Annotated in this window: 17 protein-coding genes; 8 read left to right on the top strand and 9 right to left on the bottom strand. The window is 44.2% G+C overall.

From position 1 onward, the window contains the following. Nucleotides 1-107 precede the first annotated feature (107 nt). Together ltaE and L5L94_RS07080 are read left to right on the top strand one after the other, a co-directional pair. Nucleotides 108-1,121 carry a low-specificity L-threonine aldolase gene (ltaE, locus tag L5L94_RS07075; RefSeq protein WP_113939426.1) on the top strand — a complete coding sequence of 338 codons (1,014 nt, stop codon included), beginning with the start codon at nucleotides 108-110 and terminating at the stop codon, nucleotides 1,119-1,121. Nucleotides 1,122-1,315: 194 nt separating this feature from the next. Next, complete coding sequence (locus L5L94_RS07080; protein ID WP_263162160.1) at nucleotides 1,316-2,791, top strand: HDOD domain-containing protein; 1,476 nt, start codon at nucleotides 1,316-1,318, stop codon at nucleotides 2,789-2,791. Between the two features lie 95 nt (nucleotides 2,792-2,886). On the opposite strand, the gene L5L94_RS07085 is transcribed toward L5L94_RS07080, so the two are convergent. The 6 genes from L5L94_RS07085 to L5L94_RS07110 all read right to left on the bottom strand — a co-directional run bounded on the left by L5L94_RS07085 (nucleotide 2,887) and on the right by L5L94_RS07110 (nucleotide 9,003). Further along, complete coding sequence (locus L5L94_RS07085) at nucleotides 2,887-3,435, bottom strand: nuclear transport factor 2 family protein (RefSeq protein ID WP_219250972.1); 549 nt, start codon at nucleotides 3,433-3,435, stop codon at nucleotides 2,887-2,889. Between the two features lie 24 nt (nucleotides 3,436-3,459). After that, complete coding sequence (locus L5L94_RS07090; protein ID WP_263142356.1) at nucleotides 3,460-4,284, bottom strand: zinc-dependent peptidase; 825 nt, start codon at nucleotides 4,282-4,284, stop codon at nucleotides 3,460-3,462. A 109-nt stretch (nucleotides 4,285-4,393) separates the two neighbouring features. Continuing rightward, the gene (locus tag L5L94_RS07095) at nucleotides 4,394-6,133 is read right to left on the bottom strand and encodes a GGDEF domain-containing protein (protein WP_263162163.1); all 1,740 of its coding nucleotides are present in this window, start codon (nucleotides 6,131-6,133) and stop codon (nucleotides 4,394-4,396) included. Further along, nucleotides 6,120-7,523: an ABC transporter substrate-binding protein gene (locus tag L5L94_RS07100; RefSeq protein WP_263162281.1), complete on the bottom strand. Its 1,404-nt coding sequence runs from the start codon at nucleotides 7,521-7,523 to the stop codon at nucleotides 6,120-6,122. The genes L5L94_RS07095 and L5L94_RS07100 overlap by 14 nt, the downstream gene beginning before the upstream one ends. 249 nt (nucleotides 7,524-7,772) lie before the next feature. Beyond that, entirely contained in the window at nucleotides 7,773-8,237 is a 465-nt protein-coding gene (locus L5L94_RS07105) for a CopG family transcriptional regulator (protein ID WP_263162165.1), read from the bottom strand. After that, nucleotides 8,197-9,003 carry an AAA family ATPase gene (locus tag L5L94_RS07110; RefSeq protein WP_263162167.1) on the bottom strand — a complete coding sequence of 269 codons (807 nt, stop codon included), beginning with the start codon at nucleotides 9,001-9,003 and terminating at the stop codon, nucleotides 8,197-8,199. Before L5L94_RS07110 ends, L5L94_RS07105 begins: the two co-directional genes overlap by 41 nt. Nucleotides 9,004-9,530: 527 nt before the next feature. Between L5L94_RS07110 and L5L94_RS07115 the strand changes: the two genes are divergently transcribed. The 5 genes from L5L94_RS07115 to L5L94_RS07135 all read left to right on the top strand — a co-directional run bounded on the left by L5L94_RS07115 (nucleotide 9,531) and on the right by L5L94_RS07135 (nucleotide 12,190). Then, nucleotides 9,531-10,001 carry a GNAT family N-acetyltransferase gene (locus L5L94_RS07115; RefSeq protein ID WP_105251887.1) on the top strand — a complete coding sequence of 157 codons (471 nt, stop codon included), beginning with the start codon at nucleotides 9,531-9,533 and terminating at the stop codon, nucleotides 9,999-10,001. Between the two features lie 152 nt (nucleotides 10,002-10,153). Next, entirely contained in the window at nucleotides 10,154-10,363 is a 210-nt protein-coding gene (locus tag L5L94_RS07120) for a DUF3820 family protein (RefSeq protein WP_006082494.1), read from the top strand. 125 nt (nucleotides 10,364-10,488) lie between these two features. Beyond that, entirely contained in the window at nucleotides 10,489-10,791 is a 303-nt protein-coding gene (locus tag L5L94_RS07125; RefSeq protein WP_006082493.1) for a hypothetical protein, read from the top strand. Nucleotides 10,792-10,977: 186 nt separating this feature from the next. Continuing rightward, nucleotides 10,978-11,499, top strand: a complete 522-nt coding sequence (locus tag L5L94_RS07130; protein WP_219250966.1) for a GNAT family N-acetyltransferase — start codon at nucleotides 10,978-10,980, stop codon at nucleotides 11,497-11,499. 166 nt (nucleotides 11,500-11,665) lie between these two features. After that, nucleotides 11,666-12,190, top strand: coding sequence for a GNAT family N-acetyltransferase (locus tag L5L94_RS07135; RefSeq protein WP_263162170.1), 525 nt, complete (start codon nucleotides 11,666-11,668; stop codon nucleotides 12,188-12,190). Nucleotides 12,191-12,425: 235 nt separating this feature from the next. Here the strand turns inward: L5L94_RS07135 and L5L94_RS07140 are convergent, their stop codons facing one another. Together L5L94_RS07140 and L5L94_RS07145 are read right to left on the bottom strand one after the other, a co-directional pair. After that, the gene (locus L5L94_RS07140) at nucleotides 12,426-13,136 is read right to left on the bottom strand and encodes a pirin family protein (protein ID WP_263162173.1); all 711 of its coding nucleotides are present in this window, start codon (nucleotides 13,134-13,136) and stop codon (nucleotides 12,426-12,428) included. 13 nt (nucleotides 13,137-13,149) lie between these two features. After that, entirely contained in the window at nucleotides 13,150-13,593 is a 444-nt protein-coding gene (locus L5L94_RS07145) for a DoxX family protein (RefSeq protein ID WP_263162176.1), read from the bottom strand. A gap of 183 nt (nucleotides 13,594-13,776) precedes the next feature. Between L5L94_RS07145 and L5L94_RS07150 the strand changes: the two genes are divergently transcribed. After that, the gene (locus L5L94_RS07150; protein ID WP_168824535.1) at nucleotides 13,777-14,670 is read left to right on the top strand and encodes a LysR substrate-binding domain-containing protein; all 894 of its coding nucleotides are present in this window, start codon (nucleotides 13,777-13,779) and stop codon (nucleotides 14,668-14,670) included. An 84-nt stretch (nucleotides 14,671-14,754) separates the two neighbouring features. Here the strand turns inward: L5L94_RS07150 and L5L94_RS07155 are convergent, their stop codons facing one another. Next, nucleotides 14,755-16,500, bottom strand: a complete 1,746-nt coding sequence (locus tag L5L94_RS07155) for a bifunctional metallophosphatase/5'-nucleotidase (RefSeq protein ID WP_219250961.1) — start codon at nucleotides 16,498-16,500, stop codon at nucleotides 14,755-14,757. Nucleotides 16,501-16,626 lie beyond the last annotated feature (126 nt).

Raw genomic sequence — 16,626 nt, forward strand, 5'->3', positions numbered from 1 at the left:
ATCGGTAAATTTGTCGACAAGTATGACGATAAACTATACAAAATAAGCCTTTAGCGCTAGAGTCTTGAGCCCATTATGCGCCAACCAAACTTTAAGTTGAGGACAAGATGATAGATTTACGCAGTGATACTGTTACCCAGCCAACAGCAGCCATGCGGTTAGCTATGTCCAGAGCCGAAGTGGGTGATGATGTTTACGGTGATGATCCTACGGTAAATAGTTTGCAGGATATGGCTGCGGAGATGTTTGGCTTTGAAAGTGCATTATTTACCTGTTCGGGTACTCAAGCAAATTTATTGGCTTTGATGGCCCATTGTGATCGTGGTGATGAGTACCTGTGCGGTCAGCAGGCTCACAATTATAAGTTCGAGGGCGGCGGCGCTGCTGTCCTAGGCAGCATTCAACCTCAACCTTTAATGAATCAATTAGATGGCACTATTGCATTAGCTGACATTGAAGCCGCAATTAAGCCTGATGATATCCATTTTGCTCGTACTCGTTTGCTTAGTTTAGAGAATACGATTGGCGGTAAGGTTCTCCCGCAAAGCTATTTGGCGGACGCGCAGGCATTAGCCTTTAATCGCGGATTAAAAATTCATTTAGATGGTGCGCGAGTTGCCAATGCTGCGGTTGCGCAGAATATTGCAATAAGTGATATCACGGCGCACTTTGATTCAGTGTCGATTTGTTTATCCAAAGGATTATGTGCGCCAGTCGGCTCATTACTCTTAGGTGATGAACGCTTGATTAAGAAAGCCATTCGTTGGCGTAAAATGCTTGGTGGTGGCATGCGTCAAGCTGGGATACTTGCCGCTGCAGGTAAGCTTGCTTTAACTGAGCAAGTACAACGGCTTAGTGAAGATCATGACAATGCGGCGTACTTAGCTCGGCAGTTGGCAGAATTCAGTGAGTTTGACGTCAATTTAGCCGCAGTACAAACTAATATGTTATTTGTTACATTAGCATCCCATATTGATGCGAACTTATTGGCTAAACACTGTCGAGCGGAAGGCATTCTGATAAGCCCAGGGCGTACGCTTCGGCTTGTGACTCATAAAGATGTCAGCCGTCAGGACATAGATAAAGTGTTGCGTGTTGTTAAGCAGTACCTCAAAGCCTAAGTGTGGATTGATTTCCTGTTTTACTGAAATGCCCGAGCTTTGTCTTGGGCATTTTTATAGGCAGGCATTGCTTAATGTTGAATTATTAAGCAATTAATGAATGATTTTCTAAAACAAGCTTTAGACAACAGGCGAAATGTTTGCGTTTATCTATACTAAAAACAACAAGATTATATCGCTAAGGTAACTTTAGGTTGAAACCTAATAACAATACTAATAAAGGGGTCGATTATTGGACAAATCGGATCAGTGAATTGGAAATGCCAGCACTGTGTTCGACTGTTAAATCGCTAGAAAAGCTCGCCAAGGATGACGTTTCCTCTCTCGCATTACTCGGGCGTAGCGTGATGCACGATAACGCCTTAACTTCTCGTATTCTTCGAGTTGCTAATAGCGCTATTTATCATAAAGGTAGTAGCCAAATCTCTACTGTCAGCCGAGCGGCTATAGTGCTTGGTTTCGATGCGGTGCGAAATATCTGTATCACAGCCAAGTTACTCTCAAGCTTGTTAGAGAGTAAAAATTTGGCACCTAACGTATATCAAAGATTAATAAAGTTGATGGCTAAAGCATTTCAAGCCGCCATGATTGCACGGATGATGTTGAGCCATTATGACGAAGAAATGCAGGAGGAAGCTTTTATAGCCTCTTTGCTGTATCACATAGGTGAGAGTGCTTTTTGGAGTATTGGTGGTGAGTTCACCGAAGAGTTAGATCTAAAACTACTTGAATGTGCAACGCCAGCAGAGGAACGAAGTATAACCCGCGAAGCCCTCGGCACTTCTTTTTCACTATTAACTCAAAGTATTGCCCGCAATTGGGGATTGGGAGAACTGTTGGTCCATGCAGTTAATAATCCTGAAGACCAAAGACCTGAAATTCGGTCTATTTTTATTGCGGATAAGCTCTGCGATATTTTATCTCAACCTAATCTTGATAAGCAGGAATTAGGGAAACGTATCACGCAAGCGGCGAGTTTTACTGGACTAGAAGAAAATGAGTTTATGGTGCGGATGCAACGCTGCGCGAATGCGACCCATAAGTTAGCTGAAGTATATGGTGCTAAGGTGTTGCTAGACTATCTACCAGATCCTAAGCGTATGGTCACAGTTAAACCTGTTCCACTTCCCATTCCGTTAGATATGCCTGTCTATCAAGTTAACTTGAATATTCAGTTAGCTAAGCTACGAGAATTAACAGGCTTCGCCATTAATAAAGCCGATTTTAACCAAATCATGCAAACGGTTCTCGAAGGTATACTTGAGGGCGTTGGCGTTGACCGGTGCGGCGTGCTGTTATTGTCACCAAGCCGTAAACAACTTCAACCTAGGGTGATATTAGGTCGTGATGCAGATGCCATTAAGCAAGAGTTTATTATCGATTTGAGCGATAGGCGGGGATTATTTTACCAAGCGATGGAGCATAAGTTACCGCTTTGGGTAGATGATCCTAGCTCTAAGAAATGGCAAGAGCAGTGTAAAGAATTACAAGCGCAACATGTGTCACGTCAAGGCTTTTTATTAGCACCATTATTAGTCGATAGTAAAGTGATCGGGTTTTATTATGCGGATAGGGGCCCTTCGGAAAGGGCATTTGAAGACGTGGATTTTCAAAGTTTCATCCACTTCTCCCAATTGGCGAATGTGTGTTTTACTGTGTCTTTGAGATAGTGGTATAACTTAAGTGATTACTTTTAGTGATTTAATTTCAAACTGTATTCTTTCGGAATTGCACTCTTTCAAACCGTATTTTGGGGAGTGCTGCGCTATTGTTTGTTTACGGCTTTAATCTCGGCAGTTATTTGCTTGGCTACCTCATTAGGAATGGGAAAGCTTAAATGGTATTGCGCTATTTCCCAGTTGCCATTGGTTTTGATTAAAGTGCCTGTTCCTCGACTGACGCCATAGGCTGGACTATTTAATAACTCGTCAAACAATATGACATTGCCGTGTTGGATTAAATGACGCTCAGTTAAATCATAGCGCCAACCTTTTGTGGGGCGGGAGTAACGTTCAAATTCCGCCATTCCCCAGCGCTCACTCGCATCCGTGCCAATAAAAATGCCGTCTTTTCGGTACAGGGCAAAGTATTTATCCCAATTGGCATCGCTTGAATATTGGTTGAGTAAATCTAATACGTGAGCCGCCGCTTGTTGATCAGGATTCGAAGTCGTTTGAGTGCTTTGTGTTAGCGAGTCCTGTGCCTGTACGCTTACATTAAGGCCGCCAAGCATTAACGCGCTGAGCAGTAACCCCAAGGTAGCGCGATTAATATTGGAACCTTTAACTGAGAATGCATGAGTGTCTTTGAGCATTTTGCGTGCCTCTACATTTATGGGTTAATGCCAGTTTATCGGATCGAGTTGATAAAAGCGGCTCAGTTCTCTATACAAGTCTGGGTGTTGTTGGTAAAAATCCTCTGGTTTCTCAAAAAAGACTTCGGTGATGACGGCAAAAAACTCAGCGGGATTAGTCGCACCATAATAATTAAATAATGAGGGGGTGCCAAAATTTGCACTGTGTTGTAACTGGGTAAATTCCCTACTTAGCACTTCAGACCAAGTGCTGTAGTCGGCAAAATGCTGCAGAATGGGTGCGCCATTGGCTTGGCCATCTTCTTGATCGAGCTGATGGGCAAACTCATGGATTACGACATTATTACCATCATGGGGATCGGCGGCGCCGTCTAAAGTATTTCTCCATGAGAGCACAACTTTACCGTATTCCCATGATTCCCCTGCCAGCACATTGCGTTGTTCCCACACGATACCGCTAGTGTCTTTATGTTGATTATTGACGATAAAGGCATCGGGATAGACCAAAATCTGTTTCAGTTTGGGGTAAAAGTCGGTTTTACGATTGAGTAGCAGTAGACAGGCTTGGGCCGCGATTGTGACTCTTACTTCATCCGTGATCTCAAAATTATCGCAGCCGATAAAGACTTTCTCATCGATGAAAATTTGGATATGTCGTTTGAGTTGCAGTTGTAGATCTGCGGGTAGAGCATGGAAGTAAGGCAGTCTTTTTTTGAGAATGCTGCGCCATTCTTTTGGAAAAGGTTTCATCGTGACTCGTCGACGATGTAAGGTCCTGCGCCAACGACTCGACAGTAGCCAGGTAATTGCGCCAACTCCTAGGATAAGCGTGATAACAATAGCGAGCATACTTCCCTGACTTTATCCTGATTAACTTAGTATTAGCTAATGGGGGTGAAGTTAGCTTAACTCAATCCTCTGGTGAAAAAAGAAACTGAACAGTCGCCGCATTTTATGGTTAGGAATAGCGAACTGGTTGGTTTAGTCGTGTCTCTGTACGATTGCGACCTGTTAGTTTGGCGTGATAGAGAGCCTCATCAGCTTGATTAATTAAGCTATTCGTATCCATAGGTTGTGATCGCTCCCAGCAAGTAATACCAGCGCTGATGGTCAGTATGCCGTCATGGGGGGAGTCTTCATGTGGTATTTTTAAATTGATGATTTTATTGCGTAATATTTCAGCAAAATGATATGCCTCCTCGAGATTGCTCGATGGCAGTACTATCATGAACTCCTCTCCGCCATAGCGGGCAAGCATGTAAGTGGGTTGTTTCAAGATCGATTTGGCGGCATTCACGATTTTCTTAAGACATTGATCGCCTGCGACATGACCATACCTATCGTTAAATTGTTTAAAATTATCAATATCAAACAGAATTATACCTAGGGGCATGTTGTGGTCCCTTGCATACTCTAATTCTTTTTGGAGTTGTAAATCTAAATAGCGGCGATTATAGCAGCCAGTTAATCCGTCGGTTTCGGCCATGCCTTTAACCTGAGCTGCGTAGCTTTTTAATGTCTCTAAGGAGCTCACCATTTGCTGGAGCTCTAAGTTATCAGTGACAGGCATTCTGGCGTCGAGTTTTTCATTGGCAATGGCATTCATTGCATCTCGAGTCGCCATGACAGGCTTGATGATTCCCTTAGTGATAAAGTGCCAACTGGTGAGCCAGATGAAGAAGCAATATAAGATGCCACTGCAGAAAATTAATACGATAAATGCGGTGCTATCGTTTTTAAGTTTGCCGCCAGTTTGCTGAATTTCATTTTCAACTTGGTTAACGAGATCCTGCGTATAGGTCGCAACGATTTGTGCGGCATCAGCTTGGTATTCTAAATGCGCATTGGCGATATGAGTGCTTCTAATCGCTTTGCGAGAAAGTTCAAAGAGGTTGTCTTCACCGACCATGGTCTGTTTTATTTGTGATAACAAATTCAAATATAAGTTTTTATCGCCACCGATACTATCAAGCATAGCCTCCATGCTTAACAGCAGTCGCATAGCATCTCTTTGGGTTTGGTTTAGTTCAACTAGATTGTCGATGATATTCACTTGAGTTAACTGGGTAAATAAGTGTTCTCCTAGATGACTAAATAAAGATAGCTGCTGATTGGTATTGATATTTAAAGCAATCTGGTCAACGTTTTTCAGCTTAAGCTGACGTTCAGAGTCCGTATTGATACGCTGAAATTGGGTTTGCATTTCATCGCTAAATCCCGACGCCATTGACGTTAAGTTGGCTTGAATATTGGCTGCCTGTGAATTGGCTTGTAAGGCAGTATCGGTTAACGTGTTGAGTAATGGCAGTTGTTGTAAGTAATACAGTTGAGTATCTAAGGCGTAATTTAATTCTTGCTTATTGACTGTAGAAGTTTCTATCGAGGCCAGTAGTCGTGAGTCATTGATGAGTAATTCCCATTGTGCGGAAAGTTCGCCTAACAGGCTAGTTCTTTGTTTTTCATCATAATAATTATTCAAGCGTGCAGTAATGATTTGTAGTTTTTCACTGTTTTTTGCCAGTTGCAGCGCAGTGGTGACTTTTACCACATCTACCCCGACTAAGTGTTCAATTTCTGATTTTAGTTGCTGTGACAGTAGTATGGCGACAACACCATTTAATAGCGCCATGCCCACTATGATATAGAAGGCTGAGGTTATTTTTTGTTTCAAACTTTTCAGTGGTTTAGTGCTTGGCATTATTTTCTTTGTCAATAGCAGGTACCTCTCCATAGGTATTTTGGAGGTGTTTTATCTCTGCACTTAATTTAATGAAAATATCTTCACTATTAGCGGGTCTGCGGCTTGCGCTAAAACAGGCGTGGCTGAGTTCAGGGTAAATTTGTCCCATGGCAGTACTGGTGAAATGCCCAAAGGATAAGACCTTAGTAGACCAAAACATATTGGCTATGTGGCTTGCCTCAAATGCGCCAGCTATGCCTCTTAAAGATTCATCTTTAAATTCTGGGGCTGTTACTACATCCATACGACAGGGATTACCACCCCCCATAGCATAGGCATGTTGTGCCTCATAGGTGCCCATATATTTGAGCAGCCAATAGGCAGCTTGAGGGTTTTTGCTGTCGTAGCTAACGGCAAAGGCATAAGCGCCATTGTAGGGATAACCGCCAGGCACTTGGCTTACGGCTAGACGCGCGCCGAGAATGTTCTGTTCAACTTTAAAGGATTTATACCACAGATTATTGTAGGCAAAAGGCCACATTGCCGCTTGACCTGTCGCAATAGCATTAGCTGCTTCATTGAAAGCAAACTGCTCGTTAGCGGGAACTGCATAGGGCATTAATTCGCGATATTGTTTGGCCGCTTCAATGGCTTCATGGTTGATGGTAGGCACTTCAAAATGGGAGATCTGTTTCTGGCTGTTATAGACGGGCTGCATCCAAGTGCCACCTAAGCTCCAAATCATGCTAGAGAATTCATCGTTAATATGGGGCTTATCACCCGACATTAGCGCTAGACCGTAAAAGTCATGAGTCAGTATTTTATCCGCTAATGTAGTGCCTGCTTTACGAGTGAAGAACTGAGCTTGATCTCGTAACTCTGTTAAGGTTTTTGCTGGTGCGAGTGGATAGCCAAACTGACGCAGAAAGTGAGCTTTTTCAGTTTTATTATCAAAGAGATCTGCTCGATAATGATTTCCCATAACATAATTGTTATAGGGAATAGCATGGATTTCACCTTGATAGGACAAGATGTTAAGTAGCGATGGGTAATAGGGTTCTAGGTATTTCTCCATGGCCTTTTCGCCATCGGGATCGTAAAGTTTAGCGAGTTCAATTAAGGGCACTGTATAACCATTGGCAGCCCATTCTTTAGCCCAGCCCGCTTCCATTGTAAGTAAATCGTATTTGCCTGAACCTTGAAGTAAATTCTGGGTCTGTAAGTTAAACATATCCTCTAATTCAGTACTGACCACTTGCACTTTTACGCCGGTTTTTGCGGTGAATTTAGGCAACATTTCTTGGGTTAAATAGTCGGTCCAAAATCCTTTTTCAGCGACCAAAGTGATAGGTGTTTTGTTTGTTAGCGGCGGGATTTGTGCCAATGAAAATTCTGCGTAACAGGGCATCATTATCGCTGCGGTTAAACAAAGAAAAATAAATCTGATCCGGTTTAACAAAAATAACACCTTAATGTTACGTATTGACTCTGAGTTAATATCATTAATTCAGCATTGTGTATATTTAAGGATAGGTGGGATCAGAACTTATGCCGCGATTTTATGATGGTTTTTATTGTGTTTTTTACTTTTTGAGCAAAAAGCCGGTAACTCGATCTTAGCTAAGTTACCGGAAAAGGGTGGGAGTAGTGTGAATCGTTAACGGTGTTGGCGTTGTTGTTCTCGTAATTGCCTCAAGGCAATAGGTAGGTCGAAGTGTTGTTCAATCAAGAGTCGGAGCAGCTTTGATTTGGATATACTGCTTTCTTCTGCCAGTGTAGCAAGATGGGTTATAGCCGCTTCACTGAGGGAAAATGTTGCTTTGCGATAGTGTGTTTTAGTTTCTACTTTTGCGGGGAATAATACGTCTGTTTCTAGGCTTTGTTTGTGTAAGCTCAACACATTTGAATGGCTCTGGGCCATGTCAGTTGTGATGTGATTTGCCTGTGAGCCTGTGTTTTTTGTGACAGTTGCATCTGCTTTATGATCTAGATTGCTTTTTATCTTATTCAGACTTTGTCCCATTGCGTACAAGTTTGCCGCTTCAATAAACTCATCTAACGAAAGCGAGTGCTGTAAGCTGCTAGATGACATAGCGTTTTTCTTGAGATCGCTGAGTCCCATTTTGCCCCCTTCGTTGAGTAGTCGTGTGAGTGGATTGAGTTTGATGGGGCAAATGATGATGCATTTGACTCACCCCCTTAGCGTGTATCGCGGGATGTAGGAGATTGGCTAAGCTGGCAGCACAATCGACTTGGAATAGTTCGCAGGCGATAGTGCGAATTTCTTCGGCTGCTTTTCCTGCGGGCTCGATTTCAATTACCGATAATCCTGATTCTTCACTGTCATCATAAACATTACGACAGTAAGTTATCGCGTCAAGGACATGGATATCATAGGTTTTACAGACTTCTTTGGCCTCTAAAATTCGGTTAGCTTGATTGGGTAGACTTGGACATTGGGTGATCACAAAAGATGCCTGTAACTTGGGATTAATCATCTTACACGTCGCGACGATATCGTCCATGTGACACACAGTTTTTAAATCGCGGCGCTTAGGTCTTAAGGGCATTAAAATGTAAGAGGCGACTGACATGGTTGCTCGTAGCGCTAGGTTATCTTGACCACCGCAGTCGACGAGAACGACATCATAGTGTTGCTCAAGACTGAGTAAGTCATTACGGATCTTACCGTAAAGCTGCACGCAATTGATGCTGGCCAGTTGCGGATTGTTGTTTCTTGCATGGATCCAGTCAGAGGTGGTGCGCTGGGGATCGCAGTCCACCATAATGACCGAGGCGTTACATTCTGTGGTTAGAAATACAGCTATATTTTGGGCCAAGCAACTTTTACCGCTGCCGCCTTTTTCTCCACCGATTAAGACTATCATGACGTATTCCTTAATTCTTTTGATGACCCTTGTGCAGCGAGTTGATGTGTTTGGATCTATCCGCATTGATGTCCGAAATCGAATGTAAACCTAATGTTAATCTCGGTCAATTGGCTGATTTTTGACGTTTTTTTAATTAAATTGTCGTAGGCGTTTTTCTGTCAGTATCTGGTCATATGCCGTTAATTTGACAAAAAAGATGAGACGAGGGATTTATAAAAATGTTTTTTTATCTTATTGGTTTTACATTGTTTTATCTGTTATCCGTCAGTTAAAAGGGTTGTTTGTGGTGATCGGTAACTGTGCATAGGACTTAGGGTGTAGTTTTTTATTTCTTCCTTGGTACAAATGTTAATTTTATATTTCTAAATGTTATTAACTGATCTGAGTAAATTATCAGCTTCTCAGTCGAAAGTGGTCTTGTTTGGTGAGGCACTTGTCATCAAACTGCCAAATGCTGGCTTTATCATCTCTATAGACTGACGTCTAAATCGCTTGAAATTTCAACCATGGAGAAGGGATGCCAAATGGATATCAAAACTATTATGCCTATTAAGTTTGAACTCGTTGAAACTGCACCGTTATTTCATGAACTACTTAATCTGCGGGCCACAGTTGGCCTCCCTTCTATTGGCGTTGAACTTGCGGATGTACAGGCATTGTTCTGGGTCTCTATTCGATTAAGTGACAAGACTGAATTGGAGCATGCCGGCGCTGGGGCCGCTAAGTCTAATCTATTGGCAACGGCGTGTGTTTATGGCAACAAGCCCGGGCATTTGATGATTGAAGATTTTATTGTCTTACCCGAATACCAATCCTACGGGCTAGCAAAGATAATACTTGAGCGGGTGATGGCCTTTGTTGATGACCATGCGAGTGCGGGAACTTGTGTCAGTATGACCGCCCATGGTGAGCATGAGCGCTTATGTAGTGAATATGGTTTTCAGTATGCTCCCTGCGCTAATTTAGGGCCTAATCTGTTAAAAATTATCGCTTAATATTCATGTGAGAATGCCTTTTGGATGTTAGCTAGCGCGTATTTTAGCCCTTGGGTATATAGTCACTTTTGCGTGAGTTAACGGCGACATTCGTTCGCTTATGTTGTAGCATCCGTAGGATTATCGTGACGTTCTGTATGAGATAACAACCTATGGATCAGCAACTCCTTATTGATGCTGTTAATCAAAAAATGCCCTTTGGTAAGTACGCTGGACGTAAGTTGCTCGAATTACCCGAACCTTATTTGGTGTGGTTCCATAAGCAAGGTTTTCCTCAGGGGAAACTTGGTGAGCAATTAGCGCTAATGTACGAAATCAAACTTAATGGCTTAGAAGGCATGCTAAAACCGCTGTTGAAATGAGTTCCCTTCTTTTAAGAAAAATACTGCTTTTGCGATAAGTGTTGTATTTCGTGATAGAGATTAGCGATTTATTGTTTTTAGCGTGCTTTAATGCAGCATATTAGCAAAACAAAAGGAACGCAGGCATGATGGCAAAATGGGTAAAATTAGCGGCAGTAGCGACTTTAGCGTTAGGCATGTCAAGTGCTTGGGCTCAGGGTGTCACCCACGAAGGTACTGTTGTTGATACGATGAACGGTGGTGGTTACACCTACGTACAGATTAAAGAAGCTGATACCACTTTTTGGGCCGCGGGTCCTCAAACTGAAGTGAGCAAAGGCGATAAAGTGGCTGTGGTTGAGCAAATGTGGATGAACGAATTCACCAGCAAAACCTTGAACCGCACCTTTGATAAACTGTTATTTGTTGGCCAAATCGATAAGAAATAGTCAGCAGTATCGAGTGCGCTAACCTGAGCGCCTCTGTAATTCAACGGCTTCGATACTTTCGAGGCCGTTTTTGTTTTTAGCGTTCAATGCCGCTAAATCTGAGTTTGTGACTATCTCGATGGGGACAAAGGCGGCAAAATAGCGGCTATTTTTCTAGCCGTTATTACTCAGCAGGGGATCACTCAAGTGATGGCGTTTGAACAGTTCGAGATCCAGCCTTATCAGTCATGTTATGCACGTGAAGTGAGTGAGTTATTTCACCTTTGCGTGCACAGCATTACCCATGTTCGTTATGCGCAGGCGCAGCTTATGGCTTGGTCTGCGGCGCCAAGATCGGCTAAACATTGGGATTTACGGTTACGTCGCTCGAAGGCGTGGGTGGTTTTAGCCATAGATGAAGCGACTGCTTCTTCTGTTTGTTGCGGTTTTATCAATGTCGAAACCCATTTCCCCCGTCAAGGTTACTTAGATAGCTTATATATACATCCAGATTATCAAGGTCAGGGATTAGGTGAGCGCGCTTATCTTGTTTTAGAAGCTTGGGCTAAGGCACAAGGCTATGTGCGCTTGAGCTTGGACGCATCTTATCTCTCTAAAGGGTTGTTTACTCGGATGGGATTTATTCAAATACAGCGCAGTTATCAGCAAAAACTTGGGCAAGTGATCCCCGGTTTCTATATGGAAAAGAATATAGGAAAGAATATTTAACGCGCGTTTACTATGGTTTCAGCTAGAAAGTGATGTAAGGTATTCCATAGTAAAACATTAGCTTAACGCCGTTTAGTGACACTATTTAACTAAATAAGCACTGTTTAGCTTAAATTAGAATTCGGTTAATCTAAGTCAATTAATGATTCAAGATGGAGGGCAGAGAATGAAGATTCGACTATTTACGCCATCGGATGTCTCGCAGTTGGCGGCAATCTTTGAGGCGAGTGTAATGCAAGGCTCTGGTGAGTTTTACTCCTTCGCCGAGCGCTCTGCATGGGCTTATATTGAAGGTGAGACCCGCAGCGAGAGTTATTGGCTTGAACGCTTACAGGGAACCACTATTTGGGTTGCCGAAACCGATAATATGCTGGTGGGTTTTATCAATCTTAAGATAGGCGCCGACAGCGATGTTGAAGCCGCTGCTGAAGTGGAATGTTTGTTTGTTCATCCAGAATATGCCCGTTCTGGGGTGGCGACCTCTTTGTATTTTGCGTTGTTTGAAGAAGTTAAAATCTTAGCGCTGAAACGATTAACGGTTGAAGCATCCTATCTCGCGCGGCCTTTTTTTGAGAAACAGGGATTTCGCAGTATTCGTCGTAATGAACATAAGCGTTTTTTGAATGCGGCGGATAAAGCACAGGGTCAAGCTCAAGTGTTGGTTAACTTCAGCATGACGCTCGCCCTCTAACTCAGCTTATCAAGGGCTGTTCTGGTAGCTAAACGAAGCCGTTAGCACTGCTTTATAACATCGCCATAGAAGCGCCAATAAAAAACACTGCCAAAGATGACTTGTGGCAGTGCTTCTTGGTGAGTGCTTATCAAGCTGGCATCTAATCACTTACTCAATCGTTTGCTTGGTAGTTTGCTAATAACTAATAAATAGTGAAGCTGAATTACTGAATCGCTTTGTTAAATCACTTGTATTACGCATTAGGCGATAAATCGAACACTAATGCGGTAACTGGGCCGCTTGTTGCAGTAAAGTCGACACTTGCGAGTTGTGTCAGATGCGCGCCATCCCCAGCCGTGAGTGTTGTGCCATTGATATCCAACGTACCTTCAATCAATTGAACATACAGATGACGATTTGCTTGAGCGGCGCTTCTGTCCATCGTTACTTTTTCGCCTTCACTCAACACTAAACGATATAGGGTCGCATCCTGTTGCACTTTGAGCGTGCCATTTTCACCGTTTGGTGTCACCACGGCCGTCAGTGGTGAGCTTTGCTCGAATGCCTTTTGCTGATAACCCGCATCTATGCCTAAAGTATCTGGGCGGATCCAAATCTGTAAAAAGTGCAGCGGCTCGGTTTTAGAGGCATTAAACTCGCTGTGGTAAATGCCTTTACCTGCGGACATCAATTGAAACTCTCCTGCGGGTAAGGTTTTGATATTGCCGAAGCTATCCTTGTGAGCGATAGTGCCGGATATCACGTAACTGATGATCTCCATGTCTTTATGACCATGGGTATCAAAACCTGCGCCGGGTGTTACTCTGTCATCGTTGATGACTCTTAGGGATGAAATCCCCATGTGCTCTGGGTCATAGTAGCTAGAGAAAGAGAAGGTATGTTGACTCTTTAGCCAGCCTAAGTCTGCTTGACCGCGATCTTGTGCTTTTCTTAATGTGATCATCTTGCTTTCCCCTTTATTTGATGCGGTTAGCGAATCGGTTATCTACAGCGAATTTGCCAGCACCAGATACCGTCAATGAGACTGTGGCTGCTAATAGGGCGAGACCAAATTCGTAACCGTTATTGGCAAGGAACAGACCGTTGCCTATATGTACCGAGAAAATCGCCACAACCATAGTGAATGACAAGACGAGGGCCGTTGGGCGAGTCAGCAGGCCGAGCAATAGGAACAGGCCGCCGAAGAATTCACTTGAACCTGCCATCAATGCCATTAAGTAACCTGGTGTCAAACCAATGGATGCCATCCATTGTCCAGTGCCTTCTAAGCCGTAACCGCCAAACCAGCCAAACAGTTTTTGTGAACCATGGGCGATTAAGATGATCCCGATAGGAATGCGCAGTGCCAGTGGGGCAAAACTCGGGGCTGATTTCAGTGTTTTTGTGATCAGTGCTTTCATGGGATATTCCTTATTTCAAATTATTTAACGAATAGTTAAGGGTATTGTTCACTCAGTCTTAAGTCAGTTTGGCTGCAGTTCCGCAGAACTTCTCCATTGCTAAGCAGTGTAGACTTGACCTTTGGCAAAGAAAATCGGAACATTTTCAATGTCCATTTCAAATAATTTGAATATAAGGTTTATATGTTGCCATCTATTAGTCTCGATGGATTAATCGTGCTCGATGCCATTGATAAGAAAGGCAGTTTTTCCGCTGCTGCCGAGTCCTTGTTTCGGGTGCCATCGGCACTGACCTACACAGTGCAGAAACTGGAAAGCGATTTAGGCACAAAATTATTTGAACGTAAGGGCCAGCGCGCCGAGCTGACCTTAGTCGGTCAACTTGTGCTGCGCCAAGGCAGAGAAATCCTTGCGGCAACATCAAGGCTCGAAGAGGCGGTGCGTCAACTCGAGACAGGCTGGGAGTCTTCATTGACCTTAGCCATAGATACAGTGGTGCCGGATTTACCCCTGCTGCAGTTGATTGGTGAGTTTACTGAGCTGGGTAAGCAAGTGACTGTGAATATCAGCGAAGAGTCCTTAGGTGGCGGGTGGGATGCGCTCTATTCTGGCCGTGCCGATATCGCCATCGGCGTAACAGGGGAGTTGCCCAAAGGCCAATATCATGTGGTTGAAATTGGGGAGTTGGAGTTTGTATTTGCTTTAAATCCTGCGCACCCATTGGCGCAACATGCAGGTCCAATTCCGACCGAGGCATTGCTGCAATTTCCTTCTATTGTGGTAGCAGATAGTTCGACTGCCCTAGCACAGCGATCAAGTGGTTTATTTGATAGTCGCCAAGTGATCCGTGTGCCGAATATGCAGACCAAAATTAAGGCGCAGCAATTGGGATTAGGTGTGGGTTACATTCCAAAGCACTTGATCTTAGATGCGTTGGCGGCGGGAAGCCTAGTGGCTTGTCATGTGGAAATGCCGCGCCCAACGCAAGCTGTGTTTATGGCATGGCGTAAATATGCTGAAGGCAAGGCGCAGGATTGGTTTACTGCGCGTTTACCGCAATGTGATTGGCAATTTTAAGCTCAGGTTTGTTTAGTGCTTTGTAAGTTGCCACTCACTTTGCACCTCACAGCATTAATGTTTACGCCATGAGGAGCATAGCGCCTAACCTATACGTTGGCTGTGGCTGGTGTAATGCACATGCTGTGACAATAAATCAGACAGATTCGGTGAGCGATTCAAGAATCGAATAAAGGCCTGTGGCAAAGTCAGTGACTCCATCGACTCCTGCCAGCGGGCTTGCAGCAATGGAGAATAACCTTCTTTACCAGCGGCGGTATAAGATGTTGAAACTCCTACGTAAAGTGACTCAGGTTCAACGGGATACCATAGTGATTGGCTGTCCTGCTGCATCATCTCCAATCTAAATAAACGCTCACCCAGTGGGCGTCGCCCATCGTAGTAATACCGTAGGCCGTAAGTGTAGGGGAAGCTACCCGCACCTGTGCCACGGACACTGTTGTTGGTTGCCGCGTTAATCGCCGATTCGAGCGCTTGATAGAGGAACTGGCCTTGAATTTCATATTTAACTAATGGCAATTCGAAGGGCAGCAACTGCCCCATCACATCCGCTAGCGTCAACTGACCTTGGGCCACTGACTGGCGTACACCGCCGGCATTATGCAGAGCAAAGTTCACTCTTGGGTCGACCAGTTTGGCTTCTTGGAACATGCTGCGACTCACCCAAGGTGCTATTTCACTGCCGTGGGGCAGGGCTTTAGAGGGTAAGCGGGTATGGACTAAGTTCTTCGGCACCAGTGCTAACACTTTGTTTTCCATCTCTGCGATAGCGGGTTTGTAGATATCTCGGATCACGCCATCGATATCGGCATCGGCATCATCCCAAAAGATATTCGGATGCTGATTAAGCTGCTGGCGCACAGCTTGGTAATCTTGGTTATCGACTGCCGTGTTAGCACTTAAGATAAAGTGTTGATCTAGCATGAAGTAGTTGCCGCCTGTTAAGCTCAGCATTTTACCTTCAGCGTCAAATACTACCTCGGCCAAGCCGACGACTTCGGCATACTTACCCGCATGCACTATGGGCGTGTTATTGATGACTTCACCGTAGGGCAGGTTGCTCAAACCTAAGGCGCGAAAATCCCCCTGTAGCGTATGCGTGTGACCGCCGACGATAAGGCTAATACCATCGACTTCGGCCGCGAGGCGTTTATCCTGATCTAAGCCTAAGTGACTGAGCACGATAATATGCTTAATACCTTGATTTTTAAGGTGCTCAACCGTGCGCGCGGTAGTGGCGATAGCATCGACAAAATGGGTGTCGGGATCGGGACGAGCGATCTCTTTCATCTGATCTAAGGTAATACCGACAATTGCTAATGTCTTATCGTGGAAGGGCTTAAGCAGGTATTTCGCGCGTTTTTGCTCATGATCATAATCCAAGATATTAGGCAAACCTCGCAGACAACCGGGTTTGTTGAGATCTTCTTGGCTTAAATCCATATTGCCCGCAAGCAATGGGAAATCAATTTGCTTGGCAAACTCGGCAAGTCTGGCGTTACCTTCATCAATATCGTGGTTGCCAATGACCATAGCATCAGGTGCCAACAGATTGAGTAAGTGGGCGTTGGCCTTACCTTTAAAATGGCTGAAATACAGCGTGCCCTGGAAGCTGTCACCACCATGCAGGAAAATAAAAGGCGTATTGGTTTGTGCAGCGGTGTGACGCGCTTTTGTGATGTGATGGCCGATGCGGGCATAACCACCGCTATGGCTGGTCACATCTAGCTTATGTTGACCTATGTTAAGGCTAAATTGGACGCGGCAGGGTTCAAAATTCGAATGGGTGTCATTAATGTGCGCGAGTGAGAGTGTGTAGCTCTGTGTCATAACTTACCTCTATTACGGCGGGTGAGTATATACCCAAGCAACCTGAAAATGCGAGTTTCAGAGGGTTCTGAGTCATCCGCATTCTAAAAGAATAAAGGGAGCTAGGCTCCCTTTATATTAACAAGC

The sequence above is a fragment of the Shewanella sp. SM21 genome, assembly GCF_025654335.1.
Taxonomy (GTDB): Bacteria; Pseudomonadota; Gammaproteobacteria; order Enterobacterales; family Shewanellaceae; genus Shewanella; species Shewanella oncorhynchi.

Bases quoted from the DNA above. Each gene is read 5' to 3' on its own strand.
- ltaE (WP_113939426.1), top strand. From the start codon at position 108: ATGATAGATTTACGCAGTGATACTGTTACCCAGCCAACAGCAGCCATG.
- L5L94_RS07095 (WP_263162163.1), bottom strand. From the start codon at position 6,133: ATGCCAAGCACTAAACCACTGAAAAGTTTGAAACAAAAAATAACCTCA.
- L5L94_RS07100 (WP_263162281.1), bottom strand. From the start codon at position 7,523: ATGCCCTGTTACGCAGAATTTTCATTGGCACAAATCCCGCCGCTAACA.
- L5L94_RS07120 (WP_006082494.1), top strand. From the start codon at position 10,154: ATGGATCAGCAACTCCTTATTGATGCTGTTAATCAAAAAATGCCCTTT.
- L5L94_RS07155 (WP_219250961.1), bottom strand. From the start codon at position 16,500: ATGACACAGAGCTACACACTCTCACTCGCGCACATTAATGACACCCAT.
- L5L94_RS07145 (WP_263162176.1), bottom strand. From the start codon at position 13,593: ATGAAAGCACTGATCACAAAAACACTGAAATCAGCCCCGAGTTTTGCC.
- L5L94_RS07090 (WP_263142356.1), bottom strand. From the start codon at position 4,284: ATGCTCGCTATTGTTATCACGCTTATCCTAGGAGTTGGCGCAATTACC.
- L5L94_RS07085 (WP_219250972.1), bottom strand. From the start codon at position 3,435: ATGCTCAAAGACACTCATGCATTCTCAGTTAAAGGTTCCAATATTAAT.
- L5L94_RS07115 (WP_105251887.1), top strand. From the start codon at position 9,531: ATGGATATCAAAACTATTATGCCTATTAAGTTTGAACTCGTTGAAACT.
- L5L94_RS07150 (WP_168824535.1), top strand. From the start codon at position 13,777: ATGTTGCCATCTATTAGTCTCGATGGATTAATCGTGCTCGATGCCATT.
- L5L94_RS07140 (WP_263162173.1), bottom strand. From the start codon at position 13,136: ATGATCACATTAAGAAAAGCACAAGATCGCGGTCAAGCAGACTTAGGC.
- L5L94_RS07125 (WP_006082493.1), top strand. From the start codon at position 10,489: ATGATGGCAAAATGGGTAAAATTAGCGGCAGTAGCGACTTTAGCGTTA.
- L5L94_RS07135 (WP_263162170.1), top strand. From the start codon at position 11,666: ATGAAGATTCGACTATTTACGCCATCGGATGTCTCGCAGTTGGCGGCA.
- L5L94_RS07110 (WP_263162167.1), bottom strand. From the start codon at position 9,003: ATGATAGTCTTAATCGGTGGAGAAAAAGGCGGCAGCGGTAAAAGTTGC.
- L5L94_RS07105 (WP_263162165.1), bottom strand. From the start codon at position 8,237: ATGGGACTCAGCGATCTCAAGAAAAACGCTATGTCATCTAGCAGCTTA.